Source organism: Arthrobacter sp. NPDC093128 (assembly GCF_040683875.1).
Taxonomy (GTDB): domain Bacteria; phylum Actinomycetota; class Actinomycetes; order Actinomycetales; family Micrococcaceae; genus Arthrobacter.
Genome location: NZ_JBFBEY010000019.1, coordinates 35,048 through 54,691 on the forward strand (window position 1 = coordinate 35,048; position 19,644 = coordinate 54,691).

General features: G+C 62.8%; 13 protein-coding genes. 6 read left to right on the forward strand and 7 right to left on the reverse strand.

The window, feature by feature from the left end; genetic code table 11:
* Positions 1-3: 3 nt before the first annotated feature.
* The 3 genes from AB0N24_RS20465 to AB0N24_RS20475 are packed head-to-tail and all read right to left on the reverse strand — an operon-like array spanning position 4 to position 2,541.
* Positions 4-570 (reverse strand): VOC family protein, encoded by a 567-nt coding sequence (locus tag AB0N24_RS20465; protein WP_364128274.1) that lies wholly within the window; start codon positions 568-570, stop codon positions 4-6.
* Positions 567-1,562, reverse strand: coding sequence for a LacI family DNA-binding transcriptional regulator (locus AB0N24_RS20470; RefSeq protein ID WP_364128277.1), 996 nt, complete (start codon positions 1,560-1,562; stop codon positions 567-569). The genes AB0N24_RS20465 and AB0N24_RS20470 overlap by 4 nt, the downstream gene beginning before the upstream one ends.
* Positions 1,555-2,541 carry a Gfo/Idh/MocA family oxidoreductase gene (locus tag AB0N24_RS20475; protein WP_364128280.1) on the reverse strand — a complete coding sequence of 329 codons (987 nt, stop codon included), beginning with the start codon at positions 2,539-2,541 and terminating at the stop codon, positions 1,555-1,557. The genes AB0N24_RS20470 and AB0N24_RS20475 overlap by 8 nt, the downstream gene beginning before the upstream one ends.
* Before the next feature lie 147 nt (positions 2,542-2,688).
* Between AB0N24_RS20475 and eda the strand changes: the two genes are divergently transcribed.
* From eda to AB0N24_RS20505, 6 genes are all read left to right on the forward strand, one after another.
* On the forward strand, positions 2,689-3,336 hold the full coding sequence (eda, locus tag AB0N24_RS20480) for a bifunctional 4-hydroxy-2-oxoglutarate aldolase/2-dehydro-3-deoxy-phosphogluconate aldolase (RefSeq protein WP_364128283.1): 648 nt from the start codon (positions 2,689-2,691) through the stop codon (positions 3,334-3,336).
* Positions 3,333-3,878: an AAA family ATPase gene (locus AB0N24_RS20485; RefSeq protein WP_364128286.1), complete on the forward strand. Its 546-nt coding sequence runs from the start codon at positions 3,333-3,335 to the stop codon at positions 3,876-3,878. The genes eda and AB0N24_RS20485 overlap by 4 nt, the downstream gene beginning before the upstream one ends.
* A gap of 336 nt (positions 3,879-4,214) precedes the next feature.
* On the forward strand, positions 4,215-5,627 hold the full coding sequence (locus tag AB0N24_RS20490; RefSeq protein WP_364128289.1) for an MFS transporter: 1,413 nt from the start codon (positions 4,215-4,217) through the stop codon (positions 5,625-5,627).
* A 174-nt stretch (positions 5,628-5,801) separates the two neighbouring features.
* A complete protein-coding gene (locus tag AB0N24_RS20495) occupies positions 5,802-6,623 on the forward strand; it encodes a sugar phosphate isomerase/epimerase family protein (RefSeq protein WP_364128292.1) in 822 nt (273 codons plus the stop codon).
* A gap of 167 nt (positions 6,624-6,790) precedes the next feature.
* Positions 6,791-7,582, forward strand: a complete 792-nt coding sequence (locus tag AB0N24_RS20500) for an SDR family oxidoreductase (protein ID WP_364128294.1) — start codon at positions 6,791-6,793, stop codon at positions 7,580-7,582.
* Positions 7,583-8,947: 1,365 nt separating this feature from the next.
* Positions 8,948-13,792 carry an NAD-glutamate dehydrogenase gene (locus tag AB0N24_RS20505; RefSeq protein WP_364128297.1) on the forward strand — a complete coding sequence of 1,615 codons (4,845 nt, stop codon included), beginning with the start codon at positions 8,948-8,950 and terminating at the stop codon, positions 13,790-13,792.
* 39 nt (positions 13,793-13,831) lie between these two features.
* Here the strand turns inward: AB0N24_RS20505 and AB0N24_RS20510 are convergent, their stop codons facing one another.
* From AB0N24_RS20510 to AB0N24_RS20525, 4 genes are all read right to left on the reverse strand, one after another.
* Entirely contained in the window at positions 13,832-15,019 is a 1,188-nt protein-coding gene (locus tag AB0N24_RS20510) for an acetyl-CoA C-acyltransferase (protein ID WP_364128300.1), read from the reverse strand.
* Between the two features lie 69 nt (positions 15,020-15,088).
* Positions 15,089-17,137, reverse strand: coding sequence for a 3-hydroxyacyl-CoA dehydrogenase NAD-binding domain-containing protein (locus AB0N24_RS20515; protein WP_364128303.1), 2,049 nt, complete (start codon positions 17,135-17,137; stop codon positions 15,089-15,091).
* A gap of 93 nt (positions 17,138-17,230) precedes the next feature.
* Positions 17,231-18,394: an acyl-CoA dehydrogenase family protein gene (locus AB0N24_RS20520; RefSeq protein ID WP_364128306.1), complete on the reverse strand. Its 1,164-nt coding sequence runs from the start codon at positions 18,392-18,394 to the stop codon at positions 17,231-17,233.
* On the reverse strand, positions 18,391-19,632 hold the full coding sequence (locus AB0N24_RS20525) for a CoA transferase (protein WP_364128309.1): 1,242 nt from the start codon (positions 19,630-19,632) through the stop codon (positions 18,391-18,393). The genes AB0N24_RS20520 and AB0N24_RS20525 overlap by 4 nt, the downstream gene beginning before the upstream one ends.
* Positions 19,633-19,644: the final 12 nt, after the last annotated feature.

The window sequence follows — 19,644 nt, forward strand, 5'->3', positions numbered from 1 at the left end:
TGTTTATGTCCTTTCTGAAGTGTTTGGAGGTGCTGCCCAGTCCGTGGGACCGACCAGCCGGGGCGGGGCTGCGACGCGGGATCGATCCACGATTTCCATCAGCAATCCCCAAGGGGTGATGAAGTATGTCCAGCGATTGCCGGCTACTCGGGGGCTGTCGCCAGCGACTTCTTTGCGCTCACCAAGCACGCGTACCCCAGGTATTTCCTGCAGCACTGCGATCGCTTCGTCGACGTCGTCCACGACGAAGCACAGGTGGTGGCCGCCGGCGTCGCAGTGCCGCGGCGGGGTATCACGCCGCTCAGCGCTGCTCCATTCGAAAAGCTCGATGTTGAGGTTTGGTGGCAGGCGCAACATTGCGAGCGTGAGCTTGGCATCTGCCGGGACTTCGAAGTTTGTGGGCATGAATTCTTCGTCGGGCCCGCGCTCGGAGCGGTAGAGCTCCTCAGCTCCGAGGACTTCGACGAAGAAGCGGATGCCTTCCTCCAGATTTGGCACTGTCAGGCCGACGTGGTCTGTGTGCTGGAGCCCGGGCAGACGCCGGAGCGTTGACTCCTGTCCCCTGGTCATTTGCGTGGTCCAGAAGTGGAGTCGCGGACCAGAAGCTGAGGTTCGAGGACGATGTGGTCCACGGAGCCGTCAATGTTCTGCTTCTCAGCCAGTTCGATGGCGATGTGTCCCATGTCGGCGATCGGCTGGCGAACCGTAGTCAGAGGCGGGTTGAACCGGGCGCCGAGAGCGAGACCGTCGAAGCCGATGACCGACACGTCCTCCGGTACCCGTACGCCACGTTGGCCGAGTGCCGAGATGACCGCAAAGGCCACCATGTCGTTGGCCGCGATGATTGCCGTTGGAGGATTGTCCATCTCGAGGTAATGCTCTGCCCCGCGCGTGCCCGCATCCAGATCCGACCCGCTGTCCAGCACGACAGGTGCACTGCCGCTCTCGGCGGACAGCTCCAGATAGGCGTCCATACGGTCCTGGGCGGTGTGCGTTCCGGCGATGCCGGATACGTAGCCGATCGAGGTGTGCCCCAGAGAGTGCAGGTGCTCCAGGGCGATCATGATTCCGCGGCGGCTGTCGACGGTGACCGTTGGGACGGCATCGTCCCCTTCAACCCGGTCGATCACCACGACCTTGTGGCCGAAGTCGAAGCGTTTCATCGCCTCGGTATCGACCTTTGTGGAGGGTGCGACGATGCCGAAGGGGGCATACATGGCCTGCATGGCGGTGAAGTATCCGTCGGTTTTGGCCGGGTCCCCGTTGGTGACGCAGAGCAGCAGCTGGTAACCGCGGTCGTCGGCTGCCTGTGTCATCGTCTTGGCAAGTTCAGCAAAGAACGGGTTGGTGATGTCAGGAACGATCAGCGGGATGAATGTGCTGGTCTTGGTCCGAAGAGCCTGGGCGAGTGGACTCATCGTGTAACCGAGCCCTTCGGCAACTTTGAGGATGTGTTCACGCGTTTCCCTTTTGACGGCCTCCGGCCGGGAGAAAGCCCGGGAAACGGTGGACCGGTGGACACCGGCAGCCTTCGCGACGACGTCGATACTCAGATCAGGCATGTTCTCTTCCTCCGTGCTGGTCGTCATAGGCCTGCCAAATCGGGCGCATAACGTCTTCGAGCTGGGCCAGCGTCGGCAGGCCCCGGAATCTATCATCCAGCGTCCGGGCGACGCTCCGCACGAACGGATCGTAAAGAGGGTCGCTATCCACATTGATCTTGTCGACCTCCGTGGTGCCATCCAATGCCGTGAACGTAGCTGTACCGTCCGAATCAACGGAGGCGAATCCTGCCTCACCGACCGAGGTGAAGCTGCAGTAGCGCTTGAGCGGCGAGCCAGGGAATGCGTAGCCAACTTCCACGATGGCTTCGCGGCCGTCAGGCGTGGTGATGATGAGGCTGGCATGATCCTCAACAGCCTGGCTGTGAAGAACCGATGAGAGCCGGGAGTCCACATGTGCTGCAGTCTCGCCACTGCCCCTGAGGAACAGATCGACAAAATGCGGACCCAGATTGGCCAGGCAACCCCCGCCCGCCTTGAGCGGGTCGAGCATCCAGGGATTGGCACTATCGATATACCGGGATGGTGGACCAGCAATAAATGAGGTTCGCTGGTAAGCGGGCCGTCCTGCCTTGGCAAGCCATTGATCTGTGGGTCCGCCGCGCTGGACCAGGGGGACAGTGGCAGGCACGCCAGCTGCCTCGGCGGCCTGACGCACGGCAGAGAGCTCGTCAAGGGAAGTGCCCAATGGCTTTTCCACGACGAACGGAATACCGCGCTCGATCAGGGCGAGACACTTTTCGGCCATACCCTCATGGGGACCAAAGACATATGCGAGTCCGACATCGGTGAGATCAACCAGCTTCTGCCAGTCGGCTTCAACCGGCGCCCCCCAGCCTTCGGCCAGGTCCTGCACCTGCACGCGGGATACATCGTCGTCACTGACTCCGATCACCTCGTGCTCTTCGGCAATGGCTGGCGCGCAGAGCGGAACATGCCAATGGGAAGCACCAAGAATGATTGTGCGTACGTAAGTCAACCGCAATACCTCCTTGTATGAGATCGGTTGCTGAGATCGGTTGCAATAACACTATGGATGGTGGGAGAGTTTGTCAACGGAACTAAACACCAACAAGGGGTCGGGTCGCTCAAGAAGTAAGAGATACCCGGCCGGAGAGAGGCCAATATGTATAAGAAACTTCGCACCCTGCAAACTATCGAGGAGTCAGGGGCCGTCCTCATCGTGCGGCTGAAGAACGCGGAGGTTGCCGAGCGCGTTGCGGAAGCTGCCATCGAAGGAGGTTTCCGGGCACTCGAGATCACGCTTTCAATTCCAGGCGCTGTCGACGTGATCCGTCGGCTCGCCGCCAAACACGGCTCCACCGGCGTGGCAATCGGTGCCGGAACAGTGCTGGACGAGCACTCAGCCTATGAATGCATTCGGGCCGGCGCTCAGTTCCTGGTCAGTCCTCAGCTGAACCCCGCGATGATCCGTACCGCCAACCGGTACCAGGTGCCGACAATCAGCGGCGCCTATACACCCACTGAGCTTGTTAACTCCGCCGAGGCAGGCGCCGACATCCTCAAGCTCTTCCCCACCGAAGCCGGCGGCATCCCCTACGCCAAATCAGTCCTCGCCCCGCTCGCACATCTGCCGATCATGCCAGCTGGCGGCGTAACCGTAGAGAACGTGGGCGAATGGTTCGCGGCTGGCGTGGCAGGCGTCGGCGTCGGCAGCTACGTGACGAAAGCATGGCAACCCGATGGCGACTTCTCCCGCGTCACCGAGGCCGCCAAGGAGTTCCTGTCAGCTGTGGCAGAGGCCCGCCAATGAAGGCCCCCAAAGTCTTCATTGTCATCGGTCCTGCCGGCTCAGGGAAAACAACGATTGCCCAGCAAACAGCACAAGAGCACGGGGCTGCGTACCTGGACAAGGACCGGGTCAGTGGCCGCTTCGTCGAATTCGCGCTGACCGCTACCGGGCATGATCCCACCGACCGCGAGGCCAACGACTACTATCGCGACAATTTGCTGCCCCTCGAGTACGAGACTCTCATGGATGTGGCGGGGATAAACCTTCGGCTCGGCCGATCAGTGGTCCTTGATGCTCCCTTCGGAGCCTATTTCGAAGAACCAGACTATCTGAGTCGTGTGTCAGAAGAATTCCAATGGCCGTCGACCGCGATCATCGTGATACGGGTCCGGGTACCTCAAGACGTTCTACGTACGCGGCTCACCCGGCGCGGACTGGAACGAGACCAGTGGAAACTTGCCCACTGGGATGACTACTGGTCGGTATACGGCAGCTTGGAGTGCGCTTGGTCCGGAGTGCATTTCCAGGACTTCAACAATGAGGCACCCCTTCCGGTCGATTGAAGTGGACCGGCGTCGGGCGGTTAGTCACTGAGTCGGAGGTCTATCTTCGATATCTGCGCCGCGACCACATAGAACGTTGACAAGACTCACTTCTCATCCGTATCGTTGCTTGCAACCGATCTCAGCAACCGATCTCATTTGTTAAACACGGGGAGGCTGGATCAGTTCTTTCCCACTGCAAGTCAGGCAGCGCCTATGCGTTGCTCCGGCTCTTGGCCTTGGCAGTCAATTGTCCCGTCGAGCCGAGTTGCAGCCGGGTGAGACCCGCACACCGTTTCAGGTGGCCGGGAATATTCCGATACCCCCCTCAGTACACGTCAAAATATGGAGAGCTCAATGAAGACCTCACAAGACGCCCTCGCCGTCCCGGCCCCTTCCGATCGTCTCAAGACGCCCACTCGCAGCCTCCGCAACATCGTGGCAGGCACGATCGGCCACTTCGTGGAGTGGTACGACTGGTACATTTACGGGCTCCTGGCAGCGGTGTTCTCATCACAGATATTTCCAAGTGATTCCCCGTTCGCCTCCTTGATCGCGGCGCTGCTCACCTACGCGGTCGGGTTTGTTGTACGCCCGCTCAGCGGAATTATCATCTCTCCACTGGCCGACCGTTTCGGCCGACGGCTCATCCTGACGCTGTCCGTCTCCGGGATGGCGCTCGGCTCGCTCATCGTCGGCCTCACACCTTCATTTGCGACCATCGGCTATGCAGCGCCTGTTCTCTTTCTGGTTGCACGCATCATCCAGGGCATCTCGGCCGGAAGTGAGGGGCAGAGCGCCATCGCATTCATGGTGGAACACGCTCCCGCGAACCGCAGGGGCCTGTTCGGTTCGTTCACCAACATGGCAAGCGGCCTGGCGACCCTGGCAGCGACCGGTTCCGCGGCGATCGTAACAGCATCCTTTTCGCCCGCGGACCTCGCCGCCTGGGGTTGGCGCATCCCGTTCGTCGTGGGGGGCATCCTCGGCGTCGTCGGCCTTATCTTGAGGGCCCGGGCAGAAGAGACCCCCGAGTTTGAGGCCAGTGCTCTCGTCGATCAAAAGTCCGCACCGGCGCGTCTGATGGACCTGCTTCGCAAACACCCGAAGGCGCTGCTGCAGGCAGCAGCGCTGTCCGCCCCGGCCGTGGCCTACTACACCTGGGCCACCTTCCTTCCCACCTACGCCAAGCTGACCACCGGCCGGGACCTGGCCTCCACCCTGGCCGGGAGCGTTATCGGGCTGGCCTTGCTGGTCATCATCGTGCCGTCCGTCGGCGCGCTCTCTGATCGGCTCGGCCGACGCAAAATCTTCCCAATCATCGGTGCCATCGGCATGATCGTTCTCTTCTACCCCATGCTGCTGCTGCTGAACCAGCCGGGCTTCGGTGTTTACGTTCTGGTCTCGGCGTCCGGGTGGGTGGTTCTCGGTATCTGGCAGTCGGTGTATCCGACCATCCAGGCCGAACTGTTCCCAGCTGCGGTACGGGTATCGGGCATCGGCTTCGCACACCAAATCGTGATTGCCGTCTTCGGTGGTACCGCGCCGCTGATCGCCGCTGCGTTCGTCGGCGCCGGACATCCCATGTACGTCGCGATCTACATGACAGTCATTGTCGCCCTCTGCCTCGCCGTCTACTTCACGCTCCCGGAGACCGGCGACCGCGGTGACCGTGCCACCGTGGCGCCTGCTGACCCCGAGGTACTCGAAGGCGAGCACCTGCTTGTGAGCACTTCGTCGGCCACCGACGAGGCTGTGCGTTCCCGGTAGGCACGCTAATTACCAATTAGTCGGGCGGCTCGACTAGGCGAGAAGGGGCGTGTCTGCCCGAGGGCTCGTCGAGCCGCCTTGCTCGCGCTTGCGATGCCTTTCGCAAGATCGAAACAGTGCGCTATATATGAAACACTTTTCTCCATAGGCGAAGAACAGAGAGGATGCTTTCAAATGAACCAAATGATTATTAATACATTTTCCTATCTATGGTCATCTACGGCAATTGATGCGATAGCTGAATTGGTCGACAACGGGTATAAAACGTTTGAAGTTCCGATCAGCTCACCACATTGCTGGCCGGATGAAATATCTGGCCTAGAGCGTTCGGCAACTCATGCAAGGCTCAATGAATACGGCGCCAAAATCAGGTCACTGAACGCCGGCGGATATGACATCAACTTGGCCAGCCCTGGCGCCAACATGCGCCGCAAAAGTACCGAGCACATCAAGTCGGTGATCGACTTGGCTGCAGCGTGGGATGTCCCCGAAGTTGTGATATCCCCCGGCACAAGGCGCCCCATGATCTCACCTTCACTCGAGAAGACCTACGGGTGGATGTACGAGAGTCTGGAGACTCTCATTCCCCTGGCCAAGCAGGCCGGCACACGACTACTTTTCGAAAACACTCCCTATTGCTTCACTCCCACCATCCGGGACCTGGCAGGCGTCGTAAGCACGGTCAACGACGACTCAGTGAAGATCGTGTATGACGTCGCCAACGCCGCCTACATAGGAGAAGATCCAGTAGACAGTCTGCTCTCCAACCATGAATCAATCGGACTTGTCCATATTTCTGATACGGGCACGGAAACCTGGGGCCATGATCCAATCGGCACAGGAGTGATCGACTGGGCCGGATTAGGCAATGCCGTCAAAGCAACCTGCGGAGTCAATAACGTTGTGCTTGAGATCATTCGAGAAGAGAACCCCGTGCAAGAATTCAAGAAGGCGATGCAGGATCTCAAGAATCAAGGCTGGGAACTAGGAACTTAGCCCCAGCTTGGGGAATGCAACGCGTCGGCCGCGCGCCATAAAATTATGGCACTGGAATATATTGTGTTCAACTACGAATCGACCTTTGTCCTGGGTCCAGGATTTCAATCATGTTTTGGTAGTCAAAAAACGATTCCCATGTGAGTCTATTTTAAAGAGAGTGTGCGATGAGAGCTTTGGTAAGTGGCGGAAGTAGCGGAATAGGCGCAGCGACCTGCGTGAGAATCGCAGAGGCGGCTTTGGCTCGGGGAGTTCAACCGATGATTGCGGTGTGTGGACACGAACCAAACAGTAGCCAAGAGCACGTTGTTCGTTCCATCCAGGCCATGGGAGGTACCGCCATCGCATTGGCAGGCGACCTCGCCGACCCTGAGGTGCCAAGCCAACTGGTAGAAGCTGCAGTCGCCGAATTCGGTGGCCTGGACGCGTTGGTGGCGAATGCCGGAATCGCCAGCCCCGCTGCCATCTGTGACCTATCTGTTGAGGACTGGGACAGCATGTTCTCCGTTAATCTCCGCGGCCCGTGGCTTCTTGCCAAAGCAAGCTACCCGCATTTGAGGCAGAGCCGCGGTTCGGCCTGTTTTACCTCGTCAATGTCTGGCCAGCTCCCACATGCCGGATCAGGTGCTTACAGCCCCAGCAAGGCTGCGTTGACGATGCTGGCCCAAACACTTGCGCTGGAATGGGCCCCTGAAGGAATTCGTGTAAATGTGGTATCCCCGGGTATGACTCATACACGGATGACGGAAAAAATGTATGAAGATCCCCAAATCAAGAAGGCAAGGGAAGATATTATCCCGTTGGCACGAATCGGTGACCCCACGGACATTGCGAACGTGATCGAGTTTCTTGTAAGCCCTCTGGCGGGTTACGTCACCGGGCAAGACATCTGTGTCGATGGTGGCTTCACAAAGTCGATTCTTAGCCACATTCCTGGTCGGCCCAGCTCTAAATCTTGACGCCGATCTGTAGCGGCACCCCCGGGGAGTGGTGTAGCCCGTCGCCCCGGAACAGCGGCAGCCCCGCTACCGCAGCTCACCGCCGGCGACGGCCTACCGGACATTCCCGTCGGCGGCCGTGGTGGGCAGAGCACCAAGCGCTCGGCCGGTCCAACAAGGCCGTCCAGTCGCCGGTCCGGCGGTAGGTGCCACTGCCCGCCGTCCGGGAAGGCCGACGGTGCGGGGGCCTTGTCCGCTTCGCCACGAACTGCCGCACCGACTCGAGAGCGTCGCGGCGGTGGCCCAGCGCGGCGAACCTAGAGTGCGCCCGATATTCGCTGGGTATTCCGGCTGTGAGAGTCCTAGGCGAGCCAGGTTTTCAATTGCTTTCGGAGGCCAGGCCAACAAAGCTTCCACGGCATGACGATCACTGGCCAGGGTCTACCAATGGACCGGGACTCCAAGTCCACCGTGTACCAAGACGACCGCCGTCCGCTCAGCCTGGACTTCTAGAGTCGGACGCCATGTCATGACTACAGCGGAGTATGGTGCCGGGGGCAAATCCCCGGTGCGGGGCACGCCGCTGGCCCCGGCACCAACACACCGGGGGCAATTCTCACAGGTTATCCAGTGTGGACACTGTCCACGCCCTTTGGCCGGACAACCGGCCACATTCCCCCTCCCCTACGCCATATTATCTAGCGACGGGCGACGAAAATGCTTCAAGAAATCTCACTAGAGTCATGTCGTCAGCACAACCCCGCCCCATGAATAAGTGAAGGACCTTACCCCAGCCACCACAGGAACAAGAACGGAGACCCTAATGACCGCACATCCCAGCAGGCGGAGGGCTCCCCAGCCAGGGCTGACCCCGCTACCCACACAACCGAATAGGTGTCCGCGGCGCCAGGCACAGACCGCGGACAACGTCAGAGGGACCCGCGGAGGCTCAATGTCCACACATTAAAGCAAAAACCCCTCTGACGAGGGGTCATGCGTGCCCGAGGTGGGACTCGAACTGCATTCCAGCCCTTGCAAACACTGGGAAGTCCAGAAAACATAGGCAATCCGAGCCAGTCCGACCGATGTACGACCCAGTCCACACTTACTTTTTGCGCACTCCGACGCCTCAGGTCGGCCACCGTGACCACCGAACCACTGAATGGCTTGATGGAGTCGCCAATAGCCCAACCGTCTTGGACTCTCCCAAATGGCAGGGGGACGAAACGCCCGTTACCGGGAGTAGGACTTCAAACAGATGCGAGAACTCGGGACGCTGTGGCTCTGGACGTGTTTCCGGGTGGCGGCGATGATGAAAACATGCGCGGAGACGAGACGACCAACCGCAGTTTCCGATAGCACCCCGCGTAGTGGAGGCGCATTGGCATGTCACCCAAATCAGACCGGGCGAATCAGATTGCTGCTGCCGGCACCATCAAGCCCGACGGGCATTTCCTGGCCGCCTACTACGCTCACGTACCCCGGGAGGACGTGCAGAACTACAGCCACGAAACCCTCCGCGCCAGAGCCGTGCACCATCTCTCGGTGGCGTCGTCGCGGCGCCCAGGACAGGCCGCCGTCGGCATCCTGAACGAGCTGGACACGTGCATCGTTGCAGTGGTTGCCGAGGACATGCCATATCTGGTTCACTCCGTAACGGCGGAGCTCACCCGTGACGACGCCTCGATCCGGCTGCTCGTTCATCCGACCTTCCAAGTGCTGCGCGATCCGGATTCCCACGCCCTGCTGGACGTCCGCCCCGGCCTCTCCAGAGAAGGCCTCCTGGAAGAGTCCGTGCACCCAGCCCGTGGAACATCCGAGACCTGGGTGGCCGTCGAAATCGGCAAGCTGGCAGATGAGGCAGCCGCGAGCGAGCTCACAGAACGCCTGCAAAGGGTGTTGGACGATGTGCGCGTTGTCGCCAAGGACGCTGCTGCCATACACAGCAAGGTCGCCGAGGCCGTCACCTCGGTGGACGGATTCCCGCAGGCTGTTGTTCCGCCGCCGGAACAGCTCCATCAGTTGCTCCTTTGGCTCGACGACGGCAACTTTCTGTTCCTCGGTTACACCGAATATGAAACTACGACGGCGGGTAGCGAGGAGCTGCTTTCTGAGCGGCAAGGTGCCCCGCTGGGCCTGCTGCGGCGGCCGGAGGGGGGCGTTGCCGGAATGCAGGTGCCCGGGCTGGCTCGGATTCGTGGACGCCAGGCACTCACGTTTGCCACGTCTGAGGCACGGTCTACGGTCCTAAGGCGGTCGCACTTGGATGAATTGCGTCTGCAGGTGTTCAACAAGGCCGGGAGGCTCACAGGAGAACGGCGGTTCGTGGGGCTATTCACGCCCGGCGCCGCGCACCAGTCCGTCCGGCGGATTCCGGTTATCCGCGAAAAGGTCCAGGCAGTCACCAAGAGTCTGGGAATTACACCCCGGTCCCATCACGGCAAGGACCTGCTGGCTGTCCTGGAGACCTTTCCGCGCGATGAATTGTTCCACGTTGAGGCGGATGACCTCTCGCGGCTGGTGGGCGAAATTCTCCGTGCCGAGGTGCTGCAGCGAATACGCGTGTTCCTTCGACGTGACAGTTTCGACCGGTTTGTGTCCGCGCTGGTCTTCTTCCCGCGTCGCCGCTACAGCACGGCCGTCCGGCTGTTGATGGAAGAAGAGCTCAGGCATGCGTTCAAGGCGAAGTCCGTTGATTCCGAGGTCCGCCTGACCGAATCCCCCATGGCCCGGATCTTCTTCCGGATCCAAATAGGTGGCTCCGGGTCGGAGGCCTCAGCGTCCAGCACCGCCGACGTCGACTCTTCCCAACTCGAACGACGTCTGATATCGGCCACCCGCTCCTGGTCGGACGGGCTCGACGAAGTGATCCGTGGCCGGTTCCCGGCGGCAGAGGCCGTACGGCTCTCCAGTCTCTGGTCTGACGCGTTTCCTCCCGGTTATCGTGCGGCTTACGATGCGGAAGCCGCTGTCGGCGACATCACCAATTTCGAGACCCTCGACTTGGACGGCACAGGCGGTAGACCCTATGGGGATACGCTGCTGACGGTTTATGTCAGTCAGGGCGACTCGGCCACCCTGGCCGAGGACGCCCGGATCCGCCTATATCTGACCAGGCCCAGGAGCCTTACGCAGATCCTGCCCTTCCTGCACAACCTCGGGCTTGAGGTGATGGACCAGCGACCTTTCGAGCTTCGGCGCGGGACGGGCCAGGACGTTTTCCTATACGACCTCGGCGTGAAGTATCCCGGCGGGGTCGACCCCGAGGCAACCAGCGAACTTCTCGCCGATGCTTTCGGAGCTGCCATGCGGAGGGACATCGAATCTGACCGGATCGACGCACTCGTTATCCGGGAGGGGGTGGGCTGGCGGCAGGCGTCAATCCTGCGAAGCTATGCGAAGTACCTCCAGCAGTTGGGGACCACTAACTCATACGGTTTCATCGCGGACACGCTGATAAACAACGCCCGGGCCACACACGCGCTCTTGGCCTTGTTCCAGGCCAAATTCGACCCCGGGCCCGACGAGTCTGGCCGCTTCAGGAACACCGCTGTGGCAAAGAAGGAGCTGTTGGCAGCGATTGACGAAATTCCGGTCCTCGACGCCGACCGGTTGCTGCGCACCCTCATGAACCTCGTGGAAGCGACCTTGCGTACCAATTACTTCCTGGACAAGGCCCACCTGAGCTTCAAGCTGAATCCGGCCGCCATCGCCAGCGCCCCTTTTCCACGGCCGAAGTACGAGATCTGGGTCTACTCGCCGCGGGTGGAAGGCGTCCACCTCCGCTTCGGAGCCTTGGCTCGCGGCGGTCTGCGCTGGTCCGACAGAAGCGAGGATTTCCGGACGGAGGTCCTGGGCCTGGTCAAGGCGCAGAACGTGAAGAACTCCGTCATTGTGCCGACGGGGGCCAAGGGGGGCTTCTATCCCAAGCACTTGCCGGACCCGCTTATGGACCGGGAAGCATGGCTGGGCGAGGGCTTGGAATGCTACCGGATCTTCGTCAGGGGGATGCTGGACCTCACGGACAACCTGGTCACCACGCCGGGCGGCGAAGAGGTGGCCCCGCCCGACCACGTGGTGCACCACGACGGCGACGACTACTACCTGGTGGTGGCGGCCGACAAGGGAACAGCGTCCTTCTCCGATACCGCGAACTCCGTGGCGCAGGAATACGGCTTCTGGCTGGGAGATGCCTTCGCGTCCGGCGGATCCGTGGGATACGACCACAAGCGGATGGGAATCACGGCCCGCGGAGCGTGGGAATCCGTGAAGCACCATTTCCGCGAGCTTGGCATGGATCCGCAGAGCGAAGACTTCACTGTGGCGGGCATCGGCGACATGAGCGGCGACGTCTTCGGGAACGGGATGCTGCTCTCGTCCCACATCCGGCTGGTGGCGGCGTTTGACCATCGGCACATCTTCCTTGATCCGGCTCCGGATACCAAGGCATCCTTCGAGGAACGCAAGCGTCTCTTCGGCCTTACGCGTTCGTCCTGGGCCGACTACAGCCCCTCGCTGATAAGCGAGGGCGGCGGCGTCCATTCCCGCCGGGCCAAGACGATCGCAATCACGGAACAGATCCGGGCCTCCCTTGGCCTGGAGCCAGGAATCACATCGCTGCCGCCTCACGGGCTGATTAAGGCCATTCTCCGGGCACCCGTGGACCTCCTCTTCAACGGAGGCATCGGAACCTACGTCAAAGCGGTCACGGAAAGCCACTCGGAAGTGAGCGACAAATCCAACGATGCCATCCGGATCAACGGCAACGAACTGAGGGCCAGGATCGCGGCAGAGGGCGGGAACCTGGGCGTCACCCAGCGTGGACGCATAGAGGCGGCCCTAAACGGCGTCCTGGTTAATACCGATGCGATCGACAACTCGGCCGGCGTGGACTGCTCGGACCACGAGGTCAACATCAAGATCTTCGTGGACCGGATGATCGCAGCCGGCAAGATGCCGGCGTCGGAACGGGCAAGCTTCCTGCACTCCCTGACGGATGAGGTGACCCGGCTGGTCCTGGCAAACAACATGGACCAGAACGTCCTCCTTTTCAACGACCAGCACCTCGTGCTGGAGTGGAGCCCAGGATTCGAGCGGATGATGGACTGGCTCGAGAACGCCGCAGACTTGGACCGGAGCCTGGAGGCGCTGCCGAGCACAGAACAGCTCCACGAGCGGCTGCGGACAGGTAAGGGACTGACCGCACCGGAACTGTCCGTGCTTGCCGCCTATGCCAAGATCGAACTGGCCAGGGAACTCACCGCCAGCGACCTCGCCGACGATCCCTGGTTCAAACGGGTACTCCGCAGCTACTTCCCCCGCCAGCTGTCCGAACGCTTTGACGCTGCGCTGGACGAACACCCCCTGCGCCGGCAGATCATCTGCACCGTGCTGGCCAACGACATGATCAACCTGGGAGGAATCACCTTCGCCTTCCGTGCCACCGAGGAAACCACCGCATCTGCTGCGGCCGTCGCCAGGGCCTTCGTGGCCATCCGGGAGGCCTACGACCTGCCGTGGATAACGGGTAGGCTGGCCGCACTTCCCCCCGGGATTCCCGGCGAATACGCCGCAGAAGTGGCACTGTATATGCGCCGGGCGCTGGACCGGGCAACCCGATGGTACGTGACACACGACCACCGGGATCAGCCCGTCGCCCAGGCCCTGGGCAGGATCGCGCCGACGTTTGGGCTGCTGCTGACCAGGACGCTGGAGTTTCTGCGCGGCTCCGATCGTGACCACACCGAGGACCGGCTGGCGCGTTGGGACGAGGTCGGCCTGCCGCGGGAATTCGGGCAGCGCGCTTCTAATCTGTTGGAAAGCTTCGGGCTGCTGGACATCTCACTCGTGTCGGAGCAGGTGAATGAACCCCTCACTACAATCGCCGATCTGTACTATGCCGTTTTCCATCGGATCGGTGCGTTGAGTCTGCTGCTGCGCATCACCGACCTGCCCCGGCAGAACCGGTGGGAGGCCCTCGCCCGGGCCGCATTGCGCGACGATGTTTATACCGCCGTGGCAGACATGACCATTTCCGTCATGCAGACCACCCAGGGCCTTAGTGCACCAGGTGCCAATACCTTGGAACGCATCGTGGAGTGGGAGCGCGGACACGAGGAACAACTGGGTCGCATCAAGGACACCTTTGCGGAGGCCACAAAGCCCGGGCAAATGGACCTCGCCTCCATCTCCGTGGCGCTGAAACTCCTGCGGACCCTGGTGCGGCGGTGAGTTGGAATAGCGCCTGTTTCAGTTCTGAAAAACGCTGAGTCAACGTGACAGGAGCAACGCTTCACCCTGGCCCCCGCCGCCGCACAGTGCTACTGCCGCTTTGCCGGTGCCGCGACGCTGGAGCTCGTACGCGGCAGCGACCACAACCCGCGCACCTGAGGCTCCAATGGGATGCCCCAGAGCGATCGCTCCCCCGTTGACGTTGACTCTGTCCATGTCGATCCCGAGCTGTGCCGCCGAATGCAGGGCTACGGAGGCAAACGCCTCATTGATCTCCACGAAGTCAAGATCATCCACGCTCCAGCCGGCCGTTTCAAGCGCCTTGCTGATGGCACGGGCCGGTTTGTCCGGCAGCGAGGTGTCTGGACCCGCGGTCTGTCCCGGGGCGCCGAGGACCGCCATGATCTCGAGGTCGTGGACGTCTGCATAACCCCGGGTTGTCAGGACGACGGCGGCCGCACCGTCATTGAGCGGCGAGGCATTGCCGGCCGTAACCGTGCCGGTCGGCGAGAACGCCGGCCTGAGCTTGCCGAGCGACTCCTCGTTGCTGTCCGGACGCACACCCTCGTCGGTGCCTGCCAGCTCGGCGGCGCCGCGGCGCCGCGGCACCTGGACGGGGACAATCTCCGCGTCGAAGAGGCCGGCGGCCCGCGCGGCGGCTGCCCTCTGGTGCGAGTTGGCCGCCGCCTTGTCCTGCTCGGCGCGGGGAATGCCCAGGGCGGCATTGGCATAGTCCGTGGCCAGGCCCATAGCCTCGTGATCGAAGGCATCGGTGAGTCCGTCGTGGGCCGCCGAGTCAACCAGCGCAGCGTCGCCATAGAGATGCCCGGTGCGTGAACCGGCTAGCAAATGCGGGGCGTTGCTCATTGATTCATGTCCGCCGGCGACCACCACCGCGGCTTCTCCCAGCCGCAGCAGCCGACTCGCGTCGATGATGGCGCTCAGTCCGGACAGACACACCTTGTTAACGGTGACGGCGTGGGCGCTGAGCGGAATGCCCCCGGCGACAGCTGCCTGCCGGGCAGGATTCTGTCCTGCCCCGGCCTGGAGCACGTGTCCCATAATGACGGCGTCGACAGCATTGGGATGGATGCCAGCGCGGTCGAGTGCCGCGGCGATCGCGGCGCCGCCGAGCTCGACGGCGGACAACGGGGCGAGTTGACCCATCAGCCTGCCTTGCGGCGTGCGGGCGGCCCCAACGATAACAACATCTGCATTTCGGTTCATCTGTACTCCTGGATGGGACAGGCGATGGAGGGCCAGCCTGTGGGCATGGGCCCCGGGCCGCGGGCGGGACTACCCGACGGCGGGGACGGGAACGCGCAGCTCCGAATGGAAGGCGGTGCCCGCTTCGCGGTCCAGCAGCGGTGTCAGGCCGCCGGCGTGGAAGGGGAAATTGGCGCCGAGGATCATGCACACGTCGATCTGTTCGGGTCCAGCCACGACCGACTCGTCCAGCATCACGGTGACTTCCTGGGCCAGCGCGGCCAGGAGCCTGGCGCGGACTCCGCCGACATCTACCGGTTTCGACGCGGGCAGCAAGGCAGCGGCGGCAGTTGACATTCCGCCGTGGTTGTCCAGATAGCCGGGGAGCCCCGCTGCGACGAGCGCCCTCAGGCTGGTGCTCACCGCGAAGCGCGCCGGATAGGCCTCATGCATGGTCTCGCAGATATGCAGCTGCACGGCCGGGCCAATGAATTGCAGCAGTTCCAGCGGCGTCATGGGCAGGCCCAGCGGATCCAAGGCATGGTCCACGACGGCGGGATCACCGCCGTCGTCAACCAAGGAAAGGACCTCGACGAGCATCCGCGTCAACACGCGGTTCACCACGAAACCGGCCGTATCCGTGGCGACTACGGCGGTCTTGCGCAGGCACCGGGCCAGCTCAAACGCGGTCGCCAGCGTGGTCTCGTCCGTTTGCGACGCGGTGATGATTTCCAACAGCGGCAGCACGGCCACGGGATTGAAGAAGTGGAAGCCGATCAGCCGCCCGGGGCGGGCGAGGGCGGTGCCCATAGCCTCAATCGACAGCGAGGATGTATTGGTCAGCAGCAGGGCTTCCGGCCGCAGCAGCGGTTCGAGCTCGGCGAACACCGCGCGCTTGACCTCCAGTTCCTCAAAAACGGCCTCGATGACTACATCGCAGTCCGCGAAAGCTGCCTTGTCAGTGCCTCCGGTGATTAAGTCGCGGACAGCCTCGGCGGCGTCCAGGCGTCCGCGACCCACCAGTTTGTCCAGTTGGCCGCCGATCCAGTCCAGTGCTGCGTCGATGCGCTCTTGGGACAGGTCCGTGATCCGCACGGGTACGCGCAGCTGCTGCGCGAAGAGGAGGGCGAGCTGGCTGGCCATCAGTCCGGCACCGACTACGCCGATCGAGCGAATCGGTAGCGGCTCGGCGGTCGGCCTGCCCGCGGGCTTCTTCGCCAGGGATTGCGTGAGGCGGAAGGCGTAAATGCTGGCACGCGCCTCGTCGGTGAGCAGCAGCTCGCCGAAGGCCAGGATCTCCGCCGCCGTCTGTTCGGCGGCGCCGGCGGGGGCGGCGGCCGCCGCGGCGATAAGCTCAAGGGCACGGTAGGGAGCGGGGGCGGCGCCGTGCAGGCGGGCGTCGAGCTGTGTCCGGACGTCCTCTAGTGCTTCTGATCCATGGACTGCGCCGGATGGTTCCTGCTCCGGACCACGACCGGCACCGGCCGAAGCTGCAGCCCTGCCGGAGAGGATACCGGCGGCGAAATCCAGCGATGCGGTCAGGAAGCCGCCCTCGGGGAGTATGGCATCGACCAAGCCTAGCTCGGCGGCCGTCCGGGCCGAGATGTTTCTGCCCGCGAGCGAATCCGTGACCACCAAACACGCCGTCTGGGCGGAGCCGAGTAGTGCCGCGGTGCGCGGAATACCACCCCAGCCGGGCACGAGGCCGAGGCGGACTTCGGGAAAGCCCAGAGCACGGACCGAGTCTGCGGCGGTGCGGTAGTCCGCGTGCAAAGCCAGTTCCAATCCTCCGCCGAGCGCGATCCCGTTGACGAACGCGAAAGTGGGCACCGGAACGGCCGCCAGCCGGCCCAGCACTTCCAGGCCGCGACGCGCCACGTCCTCGGCCTGCTCCGGCGTCGTGGCCTCTGTCATCGTCTTCAGGTCCGCACCGGCACAGAAAACCGAGCCCTTGCCGGTCACGGCCACCGCATCCACTCCGGACAGGTCCAAGGCGCACACAGCGTCCTCAAACCCGGCCAGCGATGCCGGGCCCAGGGTCACGGGGCGGTGACCGGAGTTCCCAAGAGTCAGCAGAGCAAAGCGGTAACCGGCATGGTCAACATAAGTGGTGCGGGTCTCGGTAACGGTTTCTGACACAAGACTTCCCTTCACATAGACAAAACAGGACAGGGCCCCCGACACGCGAGAGGTCAGGGTTGCGGAAGCGCAGGGCTGAGGAATCGCCCTGGACTACGAGAAGCTCGGGATACCGGTGATGGCCCGGCCCACGATCAGCGTGTGGATCTCGTCGGTACCCTCGTAGGTGCGAACGCTTTCGAGATTGTTGGCGTGCCGCAGGGGTGAGTACTCGAGTGTGATCCCGTTTCCGCCGAGGATGGTGCGGGCCGAACGGCAGATCTCGATCGCCTGGCGGACGTTATTGAGCTTGCCAAAGGAGATCTGCTCCGGACGCAGAAGGCCGGCGTCCTTAAGCCGCCCCGTCTGAAGGGCCACGAGTGTTCCCTTCTGGATCTCCAGGACCATGTCCACCAGCTTCTGCTGGGTGAGCTGGAACGAGGCGATCGGTTTGCCGAACTGGGTGCGCTCGCTCGCGTAGGCCAAGGCGGCTTGGTAGGCGTCGCGGGCTGCGCCCATGGCGCCCCACAAAATGCCGTACCTCGCTTCGTTGAGGCAGGAGAAGGGACCACGGAGCCCCACCACGCCAGGTAGTGCGGCACTGTCTGGCAGCCGGACGTCGTCGAGCGTGACGTCGCACTGGATCGAGGCGCGCATCGACAGCTTTTCCGAGATCGGAGTGGCCGAGAAACCCGGCGTATCGGTCGGAACGACGAAGCCGCGGATGCCGTCCTCAGTGCCCGCCCAGATGATCGCAACATCGGCGACGGAGGCGAGACCGATCCAGCGTTTAGCTCCGTTCAGCACCCAGCCCGACCCTGCACGCTCGGCTCGGGTGAGCATGTTGGCGGGGTCGCTGCCCGCGGTGGGCTCGGTGAGACCGAAGCAGCCGATCAGCTCACCTGCGGCCATGCCGGGCAACCACTGCTGCTTGTGCTCCTCTGAACCGAACTTGGAGATCGCGCTCATGGCGAGTGATCCCTGCACCGACACGAAGGTGCGGATGCCGGAGTCGCCGGCTTCAAGTTCCATGGCGGCGATCCCGTACTCGACGGCGGTCCGCCCGCCGCAGTCGTAGCCCTTAAGGTGCATTCCCAGCAGTCCGAGACTCCCCATCTCCTTCACCAGGTCTTGGGGGAAGACCGCGTCCTCGTACCAGGACTTGATGTTGGGCCGGATTCGGTCGTCGACAAACTGGCGGACCTGGCTGCGCAGGTCGATTTCCTGCTGGGTGAGCAGGGAGTCGATGTTGAGGTAGTCGATGGCAAGGTCGGTCACGGATGTGCTCCCATTGGCTGGTGATTGCTGCTGTTTTGGTGGTGTTGCGGGGGGTCGGTGGTGGTGGCGCTCTGAAGCCAGGCGCGCACTTCGTCTGCGTGCTGCCCAAGGCGTGGTGGCCGACGGACGTAGGTGACTGGCGTGTCGGACAGCATGATCGGGTTGGCGGCCAGGTCAACACTGTCCTGGTCGGCGCCTACAGTGATGCGGGCGTTCAGCCCGAGCTCGCTGGCCATCGCGAAAGCTTCGGCGATGTCGTTGACAGGGCCGCAGGGGACCCCGCGGGCTGACAGCACCCGGTACCAGTAGTCGGCAGTCTGTTGAATGGTTTGTGCCGTAATGGTCTGATCGAGTTCGTTGATGTGCGCGACGCGGGCCGGGTTGGTCGCGAAACGTGGATCGTCCCCAGCCTCGGGGATTCCGAGGGCCGCGCACAGCTGCGCGAACTGCCGGTCGTTGCCGACCGCGATGACGACCGGCCGGTCGGAAGCCGGGAAGAGCTGGTATGGCGCGATTGAAGGGTGCCGGTTCCCCAGGATGCCCGGGACCGCGCCGCCGGCGGTGTAGCCAACACTCTGGTTGACCATGCTGGACAGCAGGGTACTGAGCAGGTTGACCTCTACCAGCTGGCCTCGACCCGTGGTCTCCCGAGCACGCAGGGCGGCCAGCACGCCGATCGCGGCGTGCAGGCCGGTCAGCACGTCCACCAGCGCGACGCCGGCCTTGACCGGCTCACCCGGGCCCGGGCCGGTCACGCTCATCAGTCCCCCCACGGCCTGCACCAGCAGGTCGTAGCCGGGCAGGGCCGCGCCGGCTTCGTCCGCCCCGAACCCGGTGATCGAGCAATACACCAGCCGCGGGTTGACCGCCGCGACCTGCTCGTAGGACAACCCGTGCCGTGCCATTGTGCCCGGACGGAAGTTCTCGATCAGCACGTCAGCGCGACGAATCAGCTCAACCAGGTCGTCGTGGTCTGCCGGGTCGGACATGTCGGCCGTGAACGAACGCTTGTTGCGGTTCACGGACAGGAAGTACGTCGCCTGATGGTCATCAGTAAACGGCGGCCCCCACTGACGGGTGTCGTCACCAAGACCCGGTCGCTCTATCTTGATCACGTCGGCGCCAAGGTCACCGAACAGCATCGTCGCGTACGGTGCGGCGAGTACCCTGCTGAAGTCGGCTACGACGACCCCCGACAGCGCGCCTACAGGCCGATCTTGCGAACCGGAGTCAGTCATTTGGCTCTCCTT

Bases quoted from the DNA above. Each gene is read 5' to 3' on its own strand.
- AB0N24_RS20485 (WP_364128286.1), top strand. From the start codon at position 3,333: ATGAAGGCCCCCAAAGTCTTCATTGTCATCGGTCCTGCCGGCTCAGGG.
- AB0N24_RS20490 (WP_364128289.1), top strand. From the start codon at position 4,215: ATGAAGACCTCACAAGACGCCCTCGCCGTCCCGGCCCCTTCCGATCGT.
- AB0N24_RS20500 (WP_364128294.1), top strand. From the start codon at position 6,791: ATGAGAGCTTTGGTAAGTGGCGGAAGTAGCGGAATAGGCGCAGCGACC.
- AB0N24_RS20505 (WP_364128297.1), top strand. From the start codon at position 8,948: ATGTCACCCAAATCAGACCGGGCGAATCAGATTGCTGCTGCCGGCACC.
- AB0N24_RS20465 (WP_364128274.1), bottom strand. From the start codon at position 570: ATGACCAGGGGACAGGAGTCAACGCTCCGGCGTCTGCCCGGGCTCCAG.
- AB0N24_RS20470 (WP_364128277.1), bottom strand. From the start codon at position 1,562: ATGCCTGATCTGAGTATCGACGTCGTCGCGAAGGCTGCCGGTGTCCAC.
- eda (WP_364128283.1), top strand. From the start codon at position 2,689: ATGTATAAGAAACTTCGCACCCTGCAAACTATCGAGGAGTCAGGGGCC.
- AB0N24_RS20510 (WP_364128300.1), bottom strand. From the start codon at position 15,019: ATGAACCGAAATGCAGATGTTGTTATCGTTGGGGCCGCCCGCACGCCG.
- AB0N24_RS20495 (WP_364128292.1), top strand. From the start codon at position 5,802: ATGAACCAAATGATTATTAATACATTTTCCTATCTATGGTCATCTACG.
- AB0N24_RS20525 (WP_364128309.1), bottom strand. From the start codon at position 19,632: ATGACTGACTCCGGTTCGCAAGATCGGCCTGTAGGCGCGCTGTCGGGG.